General features: G+C 65.8%; 15 protein-coding genes. 11 read left to right on the forward strand and 4 right to left on the reverse strand.

The window, feature by feature from the left end; genetic code table 11:
- Nucleotides 1-12: 12 nt before the first annotated feature.
- The 3 genes from prpC to ACTPOE_RS00275 form a co-directional block, all read right to left on the reverse strand.
- Complete coding sequence (prpC, locus tag ACTPOE_RS00265; protein ID WP_458870091.1) at nucleotides 13-1,257, reverse strand: bifunctional 2-methylcitrate synthase/citrate synthase; 1,245 nt, start codon at nucleotides 1,255-1,257, stop codon at nucleotides 13-15.
- A 49-nt stretch (nucleotides 1,258-1,306) separates the two neighbouring features.
- Nucleotides 1,307-2,206 carry a methylisocitrate lyase gene (gene prpB / locus ACTPOE_RS00270; protein ID WP_458870093.1) on the reverse strand — a complete coding sequence of 300 codons (900 nt, stop codon included), beginning with the start codon at nucleotides 2,204-2,206 and terminating at the stop codon, nucleotides 1,307-1,309.
- Nucleotides 2,207-2,393: 187 nt separating this feature from the next.
- A complete protein-coding gene (locus tag ACTPOE_RS00275) occupies nucleotides 2,394-3,383 on the reverse strand; it encodes a malate dehydrogenase (protein WP_458870095.1) in 990 nt (329 codons plus the stop codon).
- A gap of 193 nt (nucleotides 3,384-3,576) precedes the next feature.
- Here ACTPOE_RS00275 and ACTPOE_RS00280 point away from each other — a divergent pair, with 193 nt between their 5' ends.
- The 7 genes from ACTPOE_RS00280 to gltA all read left to right on the forward strand — a co-directional run bounded on the left by ACTPOE_RS00280 (nucleotide 3,577) and on the right by gltA (nucleotide 9,300).
- Nucleotides 3,577-4,347 (forward strand): GntR family transcriptional regulator, encoded by a 771-nt coding sequence (locus tag ACTPOE_RS00280; RefSeq protein ID WP_458870097.1) that lies wholly within the window; start codon nucleotides 3,577-3,579, stop codon nucleotides 4,345-4,347.
- 66 nt (nucleotides 4,348-4,413) lie between these two features.
- Nucleotides 4,414-4,827 carry a succinate dehydrogenase, cytochrome b556 subunit gene (gene sdhC / locus ACTPOE_RS00285; RefSeq protein ID WP_458870099.1) on the forward strand — a complete coding sequence of 138 codons (414 nt, stop codon included), beginning with the start codon at nucleotides 4,414-4,416 and terminating at the stop codon, nucleotides 4,825-4,827.
- On the forward strand, nucleotides 4,827-5,207 hold the full coding sequence (sdhD, locus tag ACTPOE_RS00290; protein ID WP_458870101.1) for a succinate dehydrogenase, hydrophobic membrane anchor protein: 381 nt from the start codon (nucleotides 4,827-4,829) through the stop codon (nucleotides 5,205-5,207). The genes sdhC and sdhD overlap by 1 nt, the downstream gene beginning before the upstream one ends.
- A gap of 1 nt (nucleotide 5,208) precedes the next feature.
- On the forward strand, nucleotides 5,209-6,984 hold the full coding sequence (gene sdhA, locus ACTPOE_RS00295; protein ID WP_458870103.1) for a succinate dehydrogenase flavoprotein subunit: 1,776 nt from the start codon (nucleotides 5,209-5,211) through the stop codon (nucleotides 6,982-6,984).
- A 13-nt stretch (nucleotides 6,985-6,997) separates the two neighbouring features.
- Nucleotides 6,998-7,714, forward strand: a complete 717-nt coding sequence (locus ACTPOE_RS00300; protein ID WP_458870105.1) for a succinate dehydrogenase iron-sulfur subunit — start codon at nucleotides 6,998-7,000, stop codon at nucleotides 7,712-7,714.
- A 9-nt stretch (nucleotides 7,715-7,723) separates the two neighbouring features.
- Entirely contained in the window at nucleotides 7,724-7,987 is a 264-nt protein-coding gene (locus ACTPOE_RS00305; RefSeq protein ID WP_458870107.1) for an FAD assembly factor SdhE, read from the forward strand.
- Between the two features lie 17 nt (nucleotides 7,988-8,004).
- Complete coding sequence (gene gltA / locus ACTPOE_RS00310) at nucleotides 8,005-9,300, forward strand: citrate synthase (protein ID WP_458870109.1); 1,296 nt, start codon at nucleotides 8,005-8,007, stop codon at nucleotides 9,298-9,300.
- 142 nt (nucleotides 9,301-9,442) lie between these two features.
- Here the strand turns inward: gltA and ACTPOE_RS00315 are convergent, their stop codons facing one another.
- Nucleotides 9,443-11,737, reverse strand: a complete 2,295-nt coding sequence (locus tag ACTPOE_RS00315) for an NADP-dependent malic enzyme (protein WP_458870111.1) — start codon at nucleotides 11,735-11,737, stop codon at nucleotides 9,443-9,445.
- A gap of 284 nt (nucleotides 11,738-12,021) precedes the next feature.
- Between ACTPOE_RS00315 and ACTPOE_RS00320 the strand changes: the two genes are divergently transcribed.
- The 4 genes from ACTPOE_RS00320 (at nucleotide 12,022) to zapE (ending at nucleotide 18,767) form a co-directional block, all read left to right on the forward strand.
- The gene (locus ACTPOE_RS00320) at nucleotides 12,022-14,901 is read left to right on the forward strand and encodes a 2-oxoglutarate dehydrogenase E1 component (RefSeq protein WP_458870113.1); all 2,880 of its coding nucleotides are present in this window, start codon (nucleotides 12,022-12,024) and stop codon (nucleotides 14,899-14,901) included.
- Nucleotides 14,902-14,941: 40 nt separating this feature from the next.
- A complete protein-coding gene (gene odhB, locus ACTPOE_RS00325) occupies nucleotides 14,942-16,141 on the forward strand; it encodes a 2-oxoglutarate dehydrogenase complex dihydrolipoyllysine-residue succinyltransferase (protein ID WP_458870115.1) in 1,200 nt (399 codons plus the stop codon).
- 97 nt (nucleotides 16,142-16,238) lie between these two features.
- Nucleotides 16,239-17,666: a dihydrolipoyl dehydrogenase gene (gene lpdA, locus ACTPOE_RS00330; RefSeq protein WP_458870117.1), complete on the forward strand. Its 1,428-nt coding sequence runs from the start codon at nucleotides 16,239-16,241 to the stop codon at nucleotides 17,664-17,666.
- 9 nt (nucleotides 17,667-17,675) lie between these two features.
- Nucleotides 17,676-18,767 (forward strand): cell division protein ZapE, encoded by a 1,092-nt coding sequence (zapE, locus tag ACTPOE_RS00335; RefSeq protein ID WP_458870119.1) that lies wholly within the window; start codon nucleotides 17,676-17,678, stop codon nucleotides 18,765-18,767.
- The last annotated feature ends 18 nt before the right edge of the window (nucleotides 18,768-18,785 follow it).

Genomic DNA, 18,785 nt, shown 5'->3' on the forward strand with positions numbered 1-18,785 from the left:
AAGAAGTGCGGCTTACTTGCGCTTGGCCAGGGGAACGAACTTGCGGTCTTCCGGACCGACGTAGTTGGCCGTCGGGCGGATGATCTTGTTGTCGATGCGCTGTTCGACGATGTGCGCCGACCAGCCGGCCGTGCGGGCGATCACGAACAGGGGAGTGAACATGGCGGTGGGCACGCCCATCATGTGATAGGACACGGCGGAGAACCAGTCCAGGTTGGGGAACATCTTCTTGGCGTCCCACATCACGGATTCGAGGCGCTCGGCGATGTCGAACATCTTCATCGAGCCGGCCGATTTGGACAGGCGTCGAGCCACGGCCTTGATGACCTGGTTGCGCGGGTCGGACACGGTGTAGACCGGATGGCCGAAGCCGATCACGACTTCCTTGGCCTCGACGCGGCGGCGGATGTCGGCCTCGGCCTCGTCCGGGGTGTCGTAGCGCTTCTGGATCTCGAAGGCGACCTCGTTGGCGCCGCCGTGCTTCGGGCCGCGCAGCGCGCCGATGGCGCCGGTGATGGCCGAATACATGTCCGAGCCCGTGCCGGCGATCACGCGGCCGGTGAAGGTGGAGGCGTTGAACTCGTGTTCCGCATACAGGATCAGCGAGGTGTGCATGGCGCGGACCCATTCGTCGGACGGGGTCTCGCCGTGCAGCAGATGCAGGAAATGGCCGCCGATGCTGTCGTCGTCGGTCTCGACGTTGATGACGCGGCCGTTGTGGCTGTAGTGGTACCAGTACAGGAGGGCCGAGCCCAGGCTGGCCATCAGGCGGTCGGCGATGTCGCGCGCGTCGGGCAGGTTGTGGTCGTCCTTTTCAGGCAGCACGCAACCCAGCACCGAGGCGGCCGTGCGCATCACGTCCATGGGATGGCTGGCGGCGGGCAGGGCCTCCAGGGCGACCTGGACCTGGGCGGGCAGGCCGCGCAGGCGGCGCAGCTTTTCCTTGTAGGCCTTCAGTTCGGCCGGAGTCGGCAGCTTGCCGTGGATCAGCAGGTGGGCGACTTCCTCGAATTCGCAGGTGTCGGCGATGTCCAGGATGTCGTAGCCGCGGTAGTGCAGGTCGTTGCCGCTGCGGCCCACCGTGCACAGCGCGGTGTTGCCCGCGACGATGCCCGACAGGGCCACGGATTTCTTGGGTTTCGGGCCCGCGGGCGCGGCGGCCTGGACGACGGGCGCCTTGGGCGCGGCGCTCTTGCGGGCCGGAGCCTTCTTGGCGGCGGGGGGTTTCTTGGCGGAGGAGGTGTTCTTGGTCGCCATCAGCGGTCTCCTTGAAAGAGAGGGGGTTCGGTTCGGAGGCGGAGTCCGGTCAGGACGCCTTGTTCTTGCCCTGCTGGAACAGGGCGTCGAGTTGTTCTTCGTAGCGGTGGTAGCCGATCCGGTCGTAGAGTTCTTCGCGCGTCTGCATCAGGTCGAGCACCGCGTGCTGGTGGCCGTCGCGGCGGATGGCCTCGTAGACGGCCTCGGCCGCCTTGTTCATGGCGCGGAAGGCCGACAGGGGGTAGAGTACGATGCCCACGCCCGCGCTTCTGAGCTCTTCGACCGTGAACAGCGGTGTCTTGCCGAATTCGGTGATGTTGGCCAGCACGGGAACGTTCAGGCTGCCGGAGAATTTCCTGTAGGTGTCCAGGTCGTAGGACGCTTCCGCGAAGATCGCGTCGGCGCCGGCCTCGACGCAGGCGTGCGCGCGCTCCAGGGCGGCGTCCACGCCGCTGACGGCGATCGCGTCGGTGCGCGCGATGACGTAGAAATCGCTGTCGGTGCGGGCGTCCACGGCGGCCTTCACGCGGTCGGCCATTTCCCCGGTGCCGACGATTTCCTTGCCGGGCCGGTGGCCGCAGCGTTTGGCGCCGACCTGGTCCTCGATGTGGCAGCCGGCGGCGCCGAATTTGACCAGGGACTTGACGGTGCGGGCGATGTTGAAGGCCGACGGCCCGAAGCCGGTGTCGATGTCCACCAGCAGCGGCAGGTCGCAGACGTCGGTGATGCGGCGCACGTCGGTCAGGACGTCGTCGAGCGTGTTGATGCCCAGGTCGGGCAGGCCGAGCGAGCCGGCGGCCACGCCGCCGCCCGACAGGTAGATGGCCCGGTAGCCGGCGCGCTGGGCCAGCAAGGCGTGATTGGCGTTGATGGCCCCGATGATCTGCAGGGGGGATTCTTCGATCAGCGCCTGGCGCAGCAGGGCGCCTGGGGAGGCGGGACGGGTCATGATGGACGCTCCGATGGGCCGCCGGCGTCCGGCGTGCCCGGATTCGCGGCAGCATTCGCCCCGTGGGGGGCGTGATTCCAGTCGATGTTCAGGGCATTCTGGCCTCGGCGGGCCGGGCTGTCTGTCATCGGCCGGACATTCGGCGGCGGGCGTGGTGGCCTCGCGGGCGTGACCGCCGCCGTCAGACTTACTTCAGCAGCTCGGCGATGCCGTCGCGCTCTTCCAGCAGTTCCTTCAGGGTGAAGTCCATGCGCTCGCGCGAGAAGGCGTCGATCTCCAGGCCGGCGACGCGGGTGTATTCGCCGTTGGCCGTGGTGACCGGCACACCGTAAATGATGCCTTCGGGAATGCCGTAGGAGCCGTCGGAGGGCACCCCCATGGTGACCCACTTGCCGTTTGAGCCCAGCACCCAGTCGTGGATGTGGTCGATGGCGGCGTTGGCGGCCGAGGCGGCCGAGGACAGGCCGCGCGCGGCGATGACGGCCGCGCCGCGCTTGCCGACGGTCGGAATGAAGGTGTCGCGGATCCAGGCGTCGTCGTTGACCAGGGCCTGGACGGACTGGCCGCCGATAGTGGCGAAGCGAGTGTCCGGATACATGGTGGGCGAGTGGTTGCCCCACACGATGAGTTTCTCGATGTCGGCCACGGCCTTGCCGGTCTTGGCGGCGATCTGCGACAGCGCGCGGTTGTGGTCCAGGCGCAGCATGGCGGTGAAATTCCTGGCCGGCAGGTCCGGGGCGGACTTCATGGCGATGTAGGCGTTGGTGTTGGCCGGGTTGCCGACCACCAGCACCTTGACGTCGCGGCTGGCGACCTCGTTCAGGGCTTTGCCCTGAGCGGTGAAGATCTGGGCGTTGACATGCAGCAGGTCCTTGCGCTCCATGCCGGGGCCACGCGGGCGGGCGCCGACCAGCAGGGCGACGTCCGCGTCCTTGAAGGCGGTGCGCGGGTCGCTGTGGGCGCTCATGCCGGCCAGCAGCGGGAAGGCGCAGTCGTCCAGTTCCATCATCACGCCTTGCAGGGCCTTCTGGGCCTTTTCGTCCGGAATTTCGAGCAGCTGCAGGATGACGGGCTGGTCCTTGCCGAGCATTTCGCCCGAAGCGATGCGAAATAGCAGGGCATAGCCGATCTGGCCGGCGGCGCCGGTGACCGCGACGCGCATGGCGGGTTTGGACATGGTGATTCTCCGATAGGGTGAGAGGGTATCCGGGGTGTGCGAAACCGCCGAAAGAGTAGTGTATTTCACCAGTCAGCGTCAAGAGTCTTATATCTTATATAAGACAGAAGAGTATTAGACATCCGGCCCTGGAAGTGCGAAAATGCGGCGTTTCATCCCGTAGCATGGCCGCACCGCTGCATCCCTGACCGACATGTCCGAATCCCCCCCGATCGATCGCCCGCAGACGCCGAGCCGCACGCCCCACAGCGCCGCGTTCAGCCCTCTGTACCAGCAGATCAAGGGCCTGATCCTGCAGGGCCTGGACCGGGGCGAATGGAAGCCCGGTGAATCGATCCCCAGCGAACTCGAACTGGCCGCCCGGTTCCAGGTCAGCCAGGGCACCGTGCGCAAGGCCATCGATGAACTGGCCGCCGACAATCTCCTGATCCGCCGCCAGGGCAAGGGCACCTTCGTGGCCACGCACAACGAGGCCAAGGTGCGCTACCGCTTCCTGCGCCTGGCGCCCGACGACGGCCGCACCGGCGTGTCCAGCAGCCAGATCCTGGACTGCCGCCGCGCCAAGGCTTCGGCTGAAATCGCCGCCGCCCTGGACTTGCGCGCCGGGGACGCGGTCGTGAACATGCGCCGCGCGCTGTCCTTCGACGACGTGCCCACCATCCTGGACGACATCTGGCTGCCGGGCAGCGTCTTCAAGGGCCTGACCCTGGAGTCGCTGCTGCGCTACCGGGGACCGGTGTATGCCCTGTTCGAGACCGAGTTCGGCGTCAGCATGGTGCGCGCCGAGGAAAAGATCCGCGCCGTGGCCGCGACCGGCGTCCAGGCCGAACTGCTGCGGGTCCAGCCCGGCAGCCCGCTGCTGCAGGTCGAGCGCATCGCCTATACCTACGGCGACCGTCCCATGGAATTGCGCCGCGGCCATTACGTCACGGAACGCTACCATTACCGCAACAGTTTGAATTGACTCGCGGATGGGCGAAAATGCCGAGTGAGTCCCGAATTCCTTCCATCTTCCAACTACGAGGCCATCATGTCTGAATCAGCCACAAAGCCGCGCCCGCAGTTCCGTAACCTGGGGTTGAGCGACCTCATGAGTTACCGGCTGCCTCCGGCGGCCAAAGCATCCATCCTGCACCGGGTCAGCGGCGCGCTGCTGTTCCTGGCGCTGCCGCTCGTGATCGTGCCGCTGTTCGCGCAGAGCGTCCAGTCGCCCGAGACCTTCGCCGCCATGAAGGAATGGGTCGCCAGCCCGGCCTGTAAGATCGTGCTGCTGGTTCTGATGTGGGGCTATTTCCACCATTTCTGCGCGGGCATCCGCTATCTGACGCTGGACCTGCACGTCGGCAATGCGCGCGAGCCCTCGCAGCGCTCCGGCGCCCTGGTGATCGGCGTGGCTCTGGCGCTGACCGTGGTCTTCGGTCTGAAACTCTTTGGAGCATGGTAATGGCTCAAGAACGCATCGGTCGCAAGCGCCTGGTCGTGGGCGCGCACTACGGCACTCGTGATTTCATCGTCCAGCGCGCCACCGCCGTCATCATGGCGGTCTATACCCTGGTCCTGGTCCTGTACGCCGTCCTGGTTCCCAGCCTGGATTTCGAATCCTGGCGCGCCTTCTTCGCCTTCACCGTCGGCGCGCTGCCGGTCGGGCAGCTGCTGGCCACGCTGGCCTTCCTGTCGCTCGCCTGGCACGCCTGGGTCGGCGTGCGCGACATCTGGATGGATTACGCTCATTCCGACGGCCTGCGCCTGTTCCTGCAGGTCCTGACCATCCTGTGGCTGGTGGCCGCGGTGGTCTTCTTCGGTCAAATTCTCTGGAGTCTCTAACGTGGCTGCTGTCAAGAAATCCCTTCCGCGCCGCCAGTTCGATGTGGTGGTCGTCGGCGCCGGCGGAGCCGGCTTGCGCTGTTCGTTGCAGCTGGCCCAGGCCGGCCTGTCCGTGGCCGTGCTCACCAAGGTCTTCCCCACGCGCTCGCACACCGTGGCCGCCCAGGGCGGCGTCAGCGCCTCGCTGGGCAATATGAGCGAGGACCACTGGCAATGGCACATGTACGATACCGTCAAGGGTTCCGACTGGCTCGGCGACCAGGACGCGATCGAATTCATGGTCCGCGAGGCGCCCAATGCCGTGTATGAGCTCGAGCACTTCGGCATGCCCTTCGACCGCAATCCGGACGGTACCATCTACCAGCGTCCGTTCGGCGGCCACACGTCGCATTTCGGTGAAAAGCCCGTCCAGCGCGCCTGTGCCGCGGCCGACCGCACCGGCCACGCGATGCTGCACACGCTCTACCAGCGCAACGTCGCCGCCCGCACCCAGTTCTTCGTCGAATGGATGGCGCTCGATCTGCTGCGCAACAACGCCGGCGACGTGCTGGGCGTGACCGCGATGGAAATGGAGACCGGCGAGATCTATGTCCTGGAAGCCAAGCACACCGTGCTGGCCACGGGCGGCGCCGGCCGTATTTTCGCGGCCACCACCAACGCCTTCATCAATACCGGCGACGGCCTGGGCATGGCGGCGCGCGCGGGCATCCCGCTGCAGGACATGGAATTCTGGCAATTCCATCCCACCGGCGTGGCCGGCGCGGGCGTGCTGATCACCGAAGGCGTGCGCGGCGAGGGCGGGTTTCTGCTGAACAAGGATGGCGAGCGCTTCATGGAACGCTACGCGCCTCAACTGAAGGACCTGGCCCCGCGCGATTTCGTGTCGCGCTCGATGGACCAGGAAATCAAGGAAGGCCGCGGCTGCGGGGACGGCTCCCACGTGCTGCTCAAGCTCGATCACCTGGGCGCGGAAACCATCACCAAGCGCCTGCCCTCGATCCGCGAGATCGCCATCAAGTTCGCCAACATCGACCCGATCAAGGACCCGATCCCGGTCGTGCCCACGCTGCACTACCAGATGGGCGGCATCCCGGCCAACTACCATGGTCAGGTCGTCACCCTGGTCAACGGCCAGGAGAAGATCGTCAACGGCCTGTATGCCATCGGCGAATGCGCCGCCACCTCGGTGCATGGCGCCAACCGCCTGGGCACCAATTCCCTGCTGGACCTGATCGTGTTCGGTCGCTCGGCGGGCAATTTTATCGTCGATCAGCATCCCGAGCGCCAGCATGCGCACCCGGTCTTGCCCGATACCGACATCGAGGCCTCCCTGGATCGCGTCGATCACCTCGAGCGCCGCACCAGCGGTGAAAAGACGCACGACGTCATCAACAGCATGCGCAACACCATGCAGAGCCATTGCGGCGTGTTCCGCAAGATGGACATCCTGCAAGAGGGCGAGCGCATGATCGCCGACCTGGTCCCGCAATTCCAGGATATTTACTACGCGGACAAGTCCAAGGTCTTCAACACGGCGCGCGTCGAGGCACTGGAAGCCGCCAACATGATCGAGGTGGCGCGCGCGACGGTCAAGTCCGCGGCCAACCGGCTCGAGTCCCGGGGCGCCCACGCGCTCGATGAATATCCCGAGCGCGATGACGAGAACTGGCTGAGGCACACCCTGTGGTTCGCGGAGAATGACCGCCTGGAATACAAGCCGGTGCGCATGCAGCCTCTCACGGCCGAAAGCATCCCGCCCAAGCCGCGCACCTTCTAATCTGGATATCATCATGAGTCAAAAACGCATCGTGAAATTCGAGATCTACCGTTACGATCCGGACAAGGATGAACGGCCGTACATGCAGAAATTCGAGGTCGAGCTGCAACCGACCGACAAGATGCTGCTGGATGCGATCCTGCGGATCAAGGACGAACTCGACGACAGTCTGGCCCTGCGCCGGTCCTGCCGGGAGGGCGTGTGTGGTTCGGATGCCATGAACATCAACGGCAAGAACGGCCTGGCCTGCACGACCAACCTGCTGACGCTGAAGGAGCCCATCGTCCTGAAGCCGCTGCCCGGCCTGCCCGTGGTGCGCGACCTGATCGTGGACATGACCTTCTTCTTCGACCAGTACCATTCGATCAAGCCCTATCTGATCAACGACACGCCGCCGCCTGAAAAGGAACGCCTGCAGTCGCCCGAAGAGCGCGAGGAACTGAACGGCCTGTACGAATGCATCCTGTGCGGCTGCTGCTCGACCGCCTGTCCGTCCTTCTGGTGGAATCCGGACAAGTTCGTCGGCCCGGCCGGCCTGCTGCAGGCCTACCGCTTCATCGCCGATTCGCGCGACGAGGCCACCGGCGAGCGTCTGGACAACCTGGAAGATCCCTACCGCCTGTTCCGCTGCCACACGATCATGAACTGCACGGATGTCTGCCCCAAGGGGCTGAATCCGTCGGCCGCGATCGGCAAGATCAAGGAAATGCTCGTGCGACGCACGGTCTGAGGTCCGGACATGTCCGGAGACCTGTCCGTCCTGGATCGCGCCCGCCTGCGGTGGCGGGCGCGGCGCGGCCTGCTCGAGAACGATCTCATCATCACGCGCTTCCTGGACGCTCATGAGGCGCGGCTGACCGAGACCGACGTCCGGGCCTTGACGCAACTTTTCGAAATGGGCGACAACGAATTGCTCGATGTCCTGCTGGGACGCGAGGACCTGTCGGGTCCCTACGACGACCCTGATATCCGCCGACTCGTCGAGCAGATGAAAGCGCTGTAACTTAAAGGAAGATTCACATGCAGCTATCCGATAAAAAAGCCACGCTGTCGTTCTCCGACGGCAGCCCCTCGGTCGAGTTCCCCGTCTACCAGGGCACGGTGGGCCCGGATGTGATCGACATCCGGAAGCTCTACGGCCAGACCGGGATGTTCACCTACGATCCCGGCTTCATGGCGACGGCTTCCTGCGAATCCGCCATCACCTACATCGACGGCGACAAGGGCCAGCTGCTGTACCGCGGCTACCCGATCGACCAACTGGCGACGAACTGCGATTTCCTGTCGATCTGCTACCTGATCATGAACGGCGATCTGCCCGACGACCAGCAGAAACGGGAATTCGACAGCCTGGTCACGCATCACACCCTGGTGCACGAGCAGATGCACAACTTCATGCAGGGCTTCCGCCGCGACGCGCACCCGATGGCGGTGCTGACGGGCCTGGTGGGCGCGCTGTCGGCCTTCTACCACGACTCCACGGACATCACCAACCCGCACCACCGCGAAGTCTCCGCGATCCGCCTGATCGCCAAGATGCCGACCCTGGTCGCCATGGCGTACAAGCATTCCCTGGGCCAGCCCATCATCTATCCGCAGAACGACCTGTCCTACACGGGCAACTTCCTGCGCATGATGTTCGCCACACCCTGCGACGACTACAAGGTCAACGAGGTGGTGGAACGCGCGCTGGACCGCATCTTCATCCTGCACGCCGACCACGAGCAGAACGCCTCCACCTCCACGGTGCGCCTGTGCGGCTCCTCGGGCACCAATCCGTTCGCCGCCATCGCGGCCGGCGTGGCCTGCCTGTGGGGCCCGGCGCACGGCGGCGCCAACGAGGCCTGCCTGAACATGCTGGAAAGCATCCAGGCCCAGGGCGGCGTGGCCAAGGTCGGCGAGTTCATGGAAAAGGTCAAGGACAAGAATTCGGGCGTGCGCCTGATGGGCTTCGGCCACCGGGTCTACAAGAACTACGACCCGCGCGCCAAGCTGATGCAGGAAACCTGCCGCGAAGTCCTCGATTCCCTGGGCCTGCACGGCGATCCGCTGTTCAAGCTGGCCATGGAGCTGGAACGCATCGCCCTGGAAGACCCGTACTTCGTGGAACGCAGGCTCTACCCGAACGTGGACTTCTATTCGGGCATCGTGCAGCGCGCCATCGGCATCCCCACCTCGCTGTTCACGGCGATCTTCGCCCTGGCCCGCACGGTGGGCTGGATCGCCCAATGGAACGAGATGCTGTCCGATCCCGACTACAAGATCGGCCGTCCGCGCCAGCTGTACACCGGCGCCGCGGTGCGCGACGTGAAGTAATCCTTCCGTTTCGCCGCGGTATGAAAAACGGGCCTCGCTGCCCGTTTTTCATTGCCCGGTCACCGCGTATCGCCGGGTTTGGCGATAAAAAACCCGGCCGCTGGAAGACGGCCGGGTTTTCGGCGGGGGCCGTGCGAACGGATCAGACCGCCTGGCCCGCCTCCTGCTGGGCGTCCACCACGGCCAGGGCCGTCATGTTGACGATCCGCCGCACCGTGGAGCTGGTGGTCAGGATGTGCACCGGGCGCGCGGCGCCCAGCAGCACCGGGCCCATGGCCACGCCGTGGCTGCCGGTCATCTTCAGCATGTTGTAGGTGATGTTGCCGGCGTCCAGGTTGGGCATGATCAGCAGGTTGGCCGGCCCCTTCAGCGCCGTGTCGGGGTAGGCCTTGACGCGGATGGTCTCGGACAGGGCCGAGTCCGCGTGCATTTCGCCATCGACCTCCAGTTCGGGGGCGCGTTCGGCGATCAGGCGCCGGGCCTCGGCCATCTTGCGGGAGGACGCCGTGGGGCGGCTGCCGAAGTTGGAATGCGAGAGCAGGGCGATCTTGGGCACGATGCCGAAGCGGCGGACTTCCTCGGCGGCCAGGATCGTCATGTCGGCGACCTGTTCGGCGGTGGGGTCCTCGTTGACGTGCGTGTCGCAGATGAACAGGGTCTGGGTCGGCAGCATCAGCACGTTCATGGCCGCGTAGGTGCGGGCCGTGGGCTTCAGGCCGATGATCTCCTCGACGTACTTCAACTGGTTGTCGAAGCGGCTGGCCACCCCGCAGATCATCGCGTCGGCGTCGCCGCGCTGCAGCAGCATCACCCCGATCAGGGAGTTGTGCTTGCGCACCATGGCCTTGGCGATGTCGGGCGTGACGCCGTCGCGGCCGCGCAGCTTGTAGTAGGCGTTCCAGGTCTCGTTGAAGCGCGAGTCGTCCTCGGGGTTGACGACTTCCACGTTCTGGCCGGGCTCCAGGCGCAGGCCGAATTTCTGGATGCGCATGTCGATCACGGCGGGACGGCCGATCAGGATCGGCTGGGCGAAGCCTTCGTCCAGCACCGTCTGGGCGGCGCGCAGCACGCGCTCGTCCTCGCCGTCGGCGTAGATCACGCGCTTGGGCGCGGATTTGGCCTGGCGGAACAGCGGGCGCATCAGCTGGCCGGAGTGGTAGACGATGCTCATCAGGGACTGGCGGTAGGCGTCCATGTCCTCGATGGGGCGGCGGGCCACGCCGGAATCCGCGGCGGCCTGGGCGATGGCCGGGGCGATTTTGACGATCAGGCGCGGGTCGAAGGGCTTGGGGATGATGTATTCCGGGCCGAAGGACAGGTCCTGGTCGGCGTAGGCGCCCGCGACTTCGGCGCTGCTCTCGGCCTGGGCCAGTTCGGCGATGGCCTTGACGCAGGCGAGCTTCATTTCCTCGTTGATGACGGTGGCGCCGCAGTCCATCGCGCCGCGGAAGATGAAGGGGAAGCACAGGACGTTGTTGACCTGGTTCGGATAGTCCGAACGGCCGGTGGCGATGATGCAGTCGGGCCGGGCGGCCCTGGCGTCCTCCGGGCGGATCTCGGGGTCGGGGTTGGCCAGGGCCAGGATCAGCGGACGGTCGGCCATGGAGCGCACCATGTCCCGGGTCAGCACGCCGGGGGCCGAGCAGCCCAGGAACACATCAGCGCCCTCGCAGACGTCGGCCAGGGTGCGGGCGTCGGTCTTCTGGGCGTAGCGGGCCTTGTTGGCCTCCATCTTCTCGTCGCGGCCCTCCCAGATCACGCCGCGCGAATCGACCACGTAGATGTTCTTCCGCGAGACGCCGAGCTTGACCATCAGGTCCAGGCAGGCGATGGCGGCGGCGCCCGCGCCCGAGCACACCAGCCTGACCTGGCCGATCTCCTTGCCCACGACCTTCAGGCCATTCAGGACGGCGGCCGAGGAGATGATGGCGGTGCCGTGCTGATCATCGTGGAAGACGGGAATCTTCATGCGCTCGCGCAGTTTCTTCTCGATATAGAAGCATTCCGGCGCCTTGATGTCTTCCAGGTTGATGCCGCCCAGCGTCGGCTCCAGCGCGGCGATGATGTCGACCAGCTTGTCCGGGTCGTGCTCGTTCAGTTCGATGTCGAAAACGTCGATGCCGGCGAATTTCTTGAACAGGCAGCCCTTGCCTTCCATGACGGGCTTGGCCGCCAGCGGGCCGATGTTGCCCAGGCCGAGCACGGCGGTCCCATTGGTGACCACCCCCACCAGATTGGCGCGCGAGGTGTATTTGGCCGCGGCGGATTCGCCCTCGGCGTGGATGGTCATGCTGGCGGTCGCCACGCCCGGGGAATAGGCCAGGGTCAGGTCGTCCTGGTTGGCCAGGGGCTTGGTCGGAACCACGGAAATCTTCCCGGGGGTGGGGAATGCGTGGTAATCGAGCGCCATCTTGGCGCGGTCGTCTTTCAGGTCCATGGCTGCCTGTGCTCCTGCTGGTTGTTTTATATCGTTCGGGTTTGCACTGAAGTGTTTGTTAATCCCAACGCCAATCGGGCGAAAACCGGCCTGGAATGGGCGTTTTCGGCCGATCAGTTTAAACCCATGCCGTCGGACGGGTATACTTTGCCCTTAATACGGCTTATGCAAGGCGTCGTACCACTGCCTTCTGCCCCTGCTATCCGCCCATCGGTCTGGCCGAGTCGCGGAAGGTTTCCCAATCTGCATCGTTCGGGTGAAGCACCCGTCAGGTGAAGCGCACAATGTCCACGGAACAAGAACTCCAGTCCAATTCCTATTTGTTCGGCGCCAACGCGCCCTACGTAGAAGACCTCTACGAAGCCTATCTAGACAACCCGGGTTCCGTTCCGGACCAGTGGCGCTCCTACTTCGATCAGCTGCAGCACCAGCCCGCCGCGGACGGCCGCGAAGCCACCCGCGACCAGGCCCACGCTCCGATCGTCGCCTCCTTCGCCCAGCGCGCCCGCGAGAACGCCTTCCAGATCCGCCCCGCGCAGGCCTCCGACCAGTCCCTGGCCATCGCCAGCAAGCAGGTCTACGTCCAGTCCATCATCGCCGCCTACCGTTCGCTGGGCTCGCGCATCGCCCAGCTCGATCCCCTGAAGCGCCGCGACCGCCCGGAAATCCCGGAGCTGGACCCCGCTTTCTACGGCCTGTCCGAGGCCGACCTCGATCAGATCTATTCGGCCACGAACACGTATTTCACCAAGGCCGACACGATGACGATGCGGGACATCCTCAAGGCCCTGCGCGACACGTACTGCCACAACATCGGCGCCGAGTTCATGCACATCTCGGATCCGACGGTGAAACGCTGGATCCAGGAGCGCCTCGAATCCACGCTGGGCATCCCCGAATTCACTGTCGAGGAAAAGCGCAATATCCTGCGCCAGGTGACCGAGGCCGAAGGCCTGGAACGCTTCCTGCACACCAAATACGTCGGCCAGAAGCGCTTTTCACTGGAAGGCGGTGAAAGCTTCATCGCCTCCATGGACGAGGTCGTGAACCACGCCGGCGAGAACGGCGTCCAGGAAATCGTCGTGGGCATGGCCCACCGTGGCCGCTTGAACATGCTGGTCAACATCATGGGCAAGATGCCCGGCGACCTGTTCGCCGAATTCGAAGGCAAGCACAGCCAGGCGCTCAGCGACGGCGACGTCAAATACCACAACGGCTTTTCCAGCGATCTGTCCACGCGCGGCGGCCCGGTCCACCTGTCGCTGGCGTTCAACCCCTCGCACCTGGAAATCGTCAATCCGGTGGTCGAAGGCAGCGTGCGCGCCCGCCAGGATCGTCGCGACGACGAGGCGGGCGACCAGGTCCTGCCGGTGCTGGTGCATGGCGACGCGGCCTTCGCGGGCCAGGGCGTGGTGATGGAAACCCTGAACCTGGCCCAGACGCGTGGCTACGGCACGGGTGGCACGCTGCACATCGTCATCAACAACCAGATCGGCTTCACGACCTCGGACCCGCGCGACACGCGCTCCACGCTGTATTGCACGGACGTGGTCAAGATGATCGAGGCGCCGGTCTTCCACGTCAACGGCGACGATCCCGAGGCCGTGGTCTTCGTCACCCGCCTGGCGCTGGACTACCGCCAGCAGTTCAAGCACGACGTGGTCGTCGACATCGTCTGCTTCCGCAAGCTGGGCCACAACGAGCAGGACACGCCGTCCCTGACCCAGCCGCTGATGTACAAGAGCATCGGCACGCATCCCGGCACGCGCAAGCTCTACGGCGACCGCCTGGTGGCCCAGGGCGTGCTGGCCGCGGACGAGCCCGACCTGTTGGTCAAGGACTATCGCCAGCTGATGGAGGACGGCCAGCGCACGGTCGAACCCGTTCTGACCGATTACAAGAACAAGTACTCCACCGACTGGTCGCCGTTCCTGGGCGCCAAATGGACGGACCACGCCGACACCGGCGTTCCCCTGGCGGAACTGACCCGCATCGGCGAAAGGCTCACTCAGGTGCCGGACAACTTCACCGTGCATCCGCTGGTCAAGAAGCTGCTCGCCGACCGCCTGGCCATGGCGCGTGGCGAGCACCCCGTGGACTGGGGCATGGGCGAGCACCTGGCTTTCGCCACCCTGGTGGCCAATGGCTACGCCATCCGCATCACCGGCCAGGACTCCGGCCGCGGCACTTTCACCCACCGCCACGCCGTGCTGCATGACCAGAAGCGCGAGCGCTGGGACGACGGCACCTATGTGCCTCTGCAGAACGTGTCCGAGGGCCAGGCGCCGTTCACCGTGATCGACTCCGTCCTGTCCGAGGCCGCCGTGCTGGGCTTCGAATACGGCTACGCCACCGCCGAGCCCAACGTGCTGACCATCTGGGAAGCCCAGTTCGGAGACTTCGCCAACGGCGCCCAGGTCGTGATCGACCAGTTCATCTCCTCCGGCGAGGCCAAGTGGGGCCGCCAGTGCGGCCTGACGCTGATGCTGCCGCACGGCTACGAAGGACAGGGGCCGGAACACTCCTCGGCGCGCATCGAGCGCTTCCTGCAGTTATGCGCGGACAACAACATGCAGGTCGTGCAGCCGACCAACGGCGCGCAGATCTTCCACGTGCTGCGTCGCCAGATGATCCGTCCCTTCCGCAAGCCGCTGGTCATCTTCACGCCCAAGTCGCTGTTGCGCAACAAGAGCGCCACTTCGCCCCTGGAAGACCTGGCCACCGGCAGTTTCCAGCCCGTGATCGGCGAGGTCGACGCGAACATTGCGCCGGACGACGTGAAGCGCGTGCTGCTGTGCTCCGGCAAGGTCTACTACGACCTGACGCACGCGCGCGCCGAACAGGACCGCAAGGACGTCGCCATCCTGCGCATCGAGCAACTCTATCCCTTCGCCCACAAGTCCTTCCAGGCCGAACTGCAGAAATATCCCAACGCCAGGGAACTGGTCTGGGTCCAGGACGAGCCGCAGAACCAGGGGCCGTGGTTCTACGTGCAGCACCACCTGTACGAGAACATGAGCGACGGCCAGAAGCTCGGCTACGCCGGCCGTCCGGCTTCGGCCTCGCCCGCCGTCGGCTACCTGGCCAAGCACCAGGAACAGCAGCGCGCCCTGATCGAGCAGGCCTTCTCGGCCAAGCTCAAGAGCTTCTCGCTGATCAAATAATCCGATCTCCCTCAAATACAGACAAAACGGAAAAAACATCATGGCCATTACTGAAGTCCTCGTTCCGCAGCTTTCCGAATCGGTGTCGGAAGCCACCCTGCTCAACTGGAAGAAGCAGCCCGGCGAAGCCGTGCAGGCCGACGAGATCCTGATCGAGGTCGAAACCGACAAGGTCGTGCTGGAAGTCCCGGCCCCGGCCTCGGGCGTGCTCTCCGAGATCGTCAAGGGCGATGGCAGTACCGTCACCTCGGGCGAAGTCCTGGCCCGCATCGACACCGCCGCCAAGGCGGCCGCCGCTCCGGCTCCGGCCGCCGCCGCGCCCGCGCCGGCCGCCGCCGTCGAAGTCGCCAAGTCGGCGGCCAAGTCTTCGGCCGTGTCCCCGGCCGCCGGCAAGATCCTGTCCGAAAAGGGCATCGATCCCGCCACGGTCGAAGGCACGGGCCGCGCCGGCCGCGTGACCAAGGGCGACGCCCTGAACGCCACGCAGGCTCCGGCGGCACCGTCCACCCCGGCCGCCCCGGTGCCGGTCGGCCTGGACGGCCGTCCCGAACAGCGCGTGCCCATGAGCCGCCTGCGCGCCCGCGTGGCCGAACGCCTGATCCAGTCACAGACCGAAAACGCCATCCTGACGACTTTCAACGAAGTCAACATGCAGGCGGTGATCGATCTGCGCAAGAAGTACAAGGACTCCTTCGAGAAGGAGCACGGCGTCAAGCTCGGCTTCATGTCCTTCTTCGTCAAGGCCGCCGTGGCCGCGCTCAAGCGCTACCCGGTCGTCAACGCCTCGGTGGATGGCAAGGACATCATCTATCACGGCTACTTCGACATCGGCATCGCCGTGGGCAGCCCGCGCGGCCTGGTGGTGCCGATCCTGCGCAACGCCGACCAGCTCAGCATCGCCGAAATCGAAAAGCAGATCGCCGACTTCGGCCAGCGCGCCCAGGCGGGCAAGCTGGGCCTGGAAGAGCTGACCGGCGGCACCTTCTCGATCTCCAACGGCGGCGTGTTCGGCTCGATGCTCTCGACCCCGATCATCAACCCGCCCCAATCGGCGATCCTCGGCATCCACGCCACCAAGGAACGCCCGGTCGTCGAGAACGGCCAGATCGTGATCCGGCCGATCAATTACCTGGCCCTGTCCTACGATCACCGGCTCATCGACGGCCGCGAAGCCGTCCTGGCCCTGGTCGCCATGAAGGACGCCCTGGAAGATCCGCAGCGCCTGCTGCTGGGCGTCTGATCCCGGACCCGGCAAAACCCCCGCGCGCGCCCGTTCGGGGCGCGCCCGGCGGGCGCGCGCATGGCGCGTGGCCCGCTCATTCATTCGAGAACTCATCATGGCAAAACAATTCGATGTGATCGTGATCGGCGCCGGCCCCGGCGGCTATATCGCCGCCATCCGCGCCGCCCAGCTGGGCCTGGCCGTGGCCTGCGTGGACGCCTGGACCGGCCCGGCCGGCAAGCCCGCGCCCGGCGGCACCTGCACCAACGTCGGCTGCATCCCGTCCAAGGCCCTCCTGCAATCGTCCGAGCATTACGAGCAGCTCAACCATCATTTCGCCGATCACGGCATCACGGCCAAGGGCGTCAGCCTGGACCTGGCCAAGCTGATCGGCCGCAAGGATACGGTGGTCAAGCAGAACAACGAGGGCATCCTGTTCCTGTTCAAGAAGAACAAGGTGTCCTTCTTCCACGGTACCGGCTCTCTGGCCGCCAAGACCGACTTCGGCTGGTCGGTCAAGGTCTCCGGCAAGACCGACGAGGACCTGGAGGGCCGCCACGTGATCGTCGCCACCGGCTCCAGCGCGCGCGCGCTGCCCGGCGTGCCATTCGACGAGGAACTGATCCTGTCGAATGACGGCGCCCTGCGGATTCCCGCCGTGCCCAAGAAGCTCGGCATCATCGGCGCGGGCGTCATCGGCCTGGAAATGGGCAGCGTCTGGCACCGCCTGGGCGCCGAGGTCACCATCCTGGAAGCCATGCCCGACTTCCTCGGCGCGGTGGACCGCGACGTGGCCAAGGAAGCCCAGAAGGCCCTCGTCAAGCAGGGCCTGGACATTCAGACCGGCGTGCGCATCGGCGAGGTCAAGGCTTCGGCCAAGGGCGTCAACGTGCAGTACACGGACGCGGCCGGCGCCGAGCAGAAGCTGTCGGTCAATCACCTGATCGTGTCCATCGGCCGCGTGCCCAACACCCAGGGCCTGGGCGCCGACGTGGTGGGCCTGAAGCTGGACGAGCGCGGCTTCGTGGTCGTCGACGAGGACTGCCGCAGCAACCTGACCAACGTCTGGGCGGTGGGCGACGTGGTGCGTGGTCCGATGCTGGCGCACAAGGCCGAGGAAGAGGGCGTGGCGGTGGCCGAGCGCATCGCCGGCCAGCACGGGCACGTCAACTTCGACACCATTCCCTGGGTCATCTACACCTCGCCCGAGGTCGCCTGGGTCGGCAAGACCGAGCAGGCGCTGAAGGCCGAGGGCCGCGACTACAAGGCGGGCAGCTTCCCCTTCATGGCCAATGGCCGCGCCCGCGCGCTGGGCGACACCACCGGCTTCGTCAAGATCCTGGCCGACGCCAAGACCGACGAGGTCCTGGGGGTGCACATCGTCGGCCCGATGGCGTCGGAACTGATCGCCGAGGCCGTGACCATCATGGAATTCCGCGGCGCCGCCGAGGACATCGCGCGCATCTGCCATGCGCACCCGACCCTGTCCGAAGCCGTCAAGGAAGCCGCTCTGGCCGTCGACAAGCGCACGCTGAACCTGTAGCCGCTGACGATGGATGTCAGCGCGTATTACGCGCAGGCCCTGCGCGAGCGGGGCTTCGTCGCCGACGAGGCCCAGCGCGCGGCGGTCGAGCGCCTGCAGCGATACTATGATGACTGGATCGAGTTCAAGCGCCAGCGCTCGAACGGCCTGAAAAAGCTGTTCCTGCGCCCGGCCGTGCCGCGCGGGGTCTACCTGTGGGGCGGCGTCGGGCGCGGCAAGAGCTTCCTGATGGACGCGTTCTACCTGACCGTGCCCGTCAAGCGCAAGGTGCGCCTGCATTTCCATGAGTTCATGCGCGGGGTCCACCGGGAAATCCGTGCCGTCAGCGGCGAGGCCGACCCGCTGGACCACGTGGCGCGCAAGATCGCCGCGCGCTACCGCCTGATCTGCTTCGACGAGTTCCACGTCTCGGACGTGGCCGACGCCATGATCCTGTACCGGCTGCTGCTGCGCCTGTTCGAGCACGGCACGTCCTTCGTCATGACCTCGAACTACGAGCCGTCCACGCTCTATCCGGACGGCCTGCACCGCGACCGCATCCTGCCGGCCATCGCCCTGATCCAGGAAAAGATGGACGTGATGAACGTCGACGCCGGGGTGGACTACCGGCGACGCACCCTGGCGCAGCTGCGCACCTACATCACGCCGATCGTGGCCGCGACCCACGACGAACTGCGTTCGGCCTTCGACCGTCTGGCCGACACCGACGAGCAGAAGCCCGTCCTGAACATCGAGAACCGCGAGATCCAGGCGGTGGCGCTGGCCGGGACCGTGGTCTGGTTCGATTTCCACGCCCTGTGCGGCACGCCGCGCTCGCAGAACGACTACCTGGACCTGGCGGACCGCTTCCAGACCGTGATCGTGTCCGACGTGCCGCGCATGAGTCCGCGCCAGGCGTCCGAGGCGCGCCGCTTCACCTGGCTGGTGGATGTGTTGTACGACCACAAGGTCAAGCTGATCCTGTCGGCCCAGTGCCCGGCCGATGAGCTTTATACTCAAGGCCCGATGTCGAACGAATTTTCCCGTACCGTGTCGCGCCTGATGGAAATGCGATCGCGCGAATACCTGGCCGAAACGCGCCGGGCCTCGGTCGTCCTGTAGGGGCGTTGCGCGCCCCCG

This window comes from Castellaniella sp. WN (assembly GCF_054457555.1).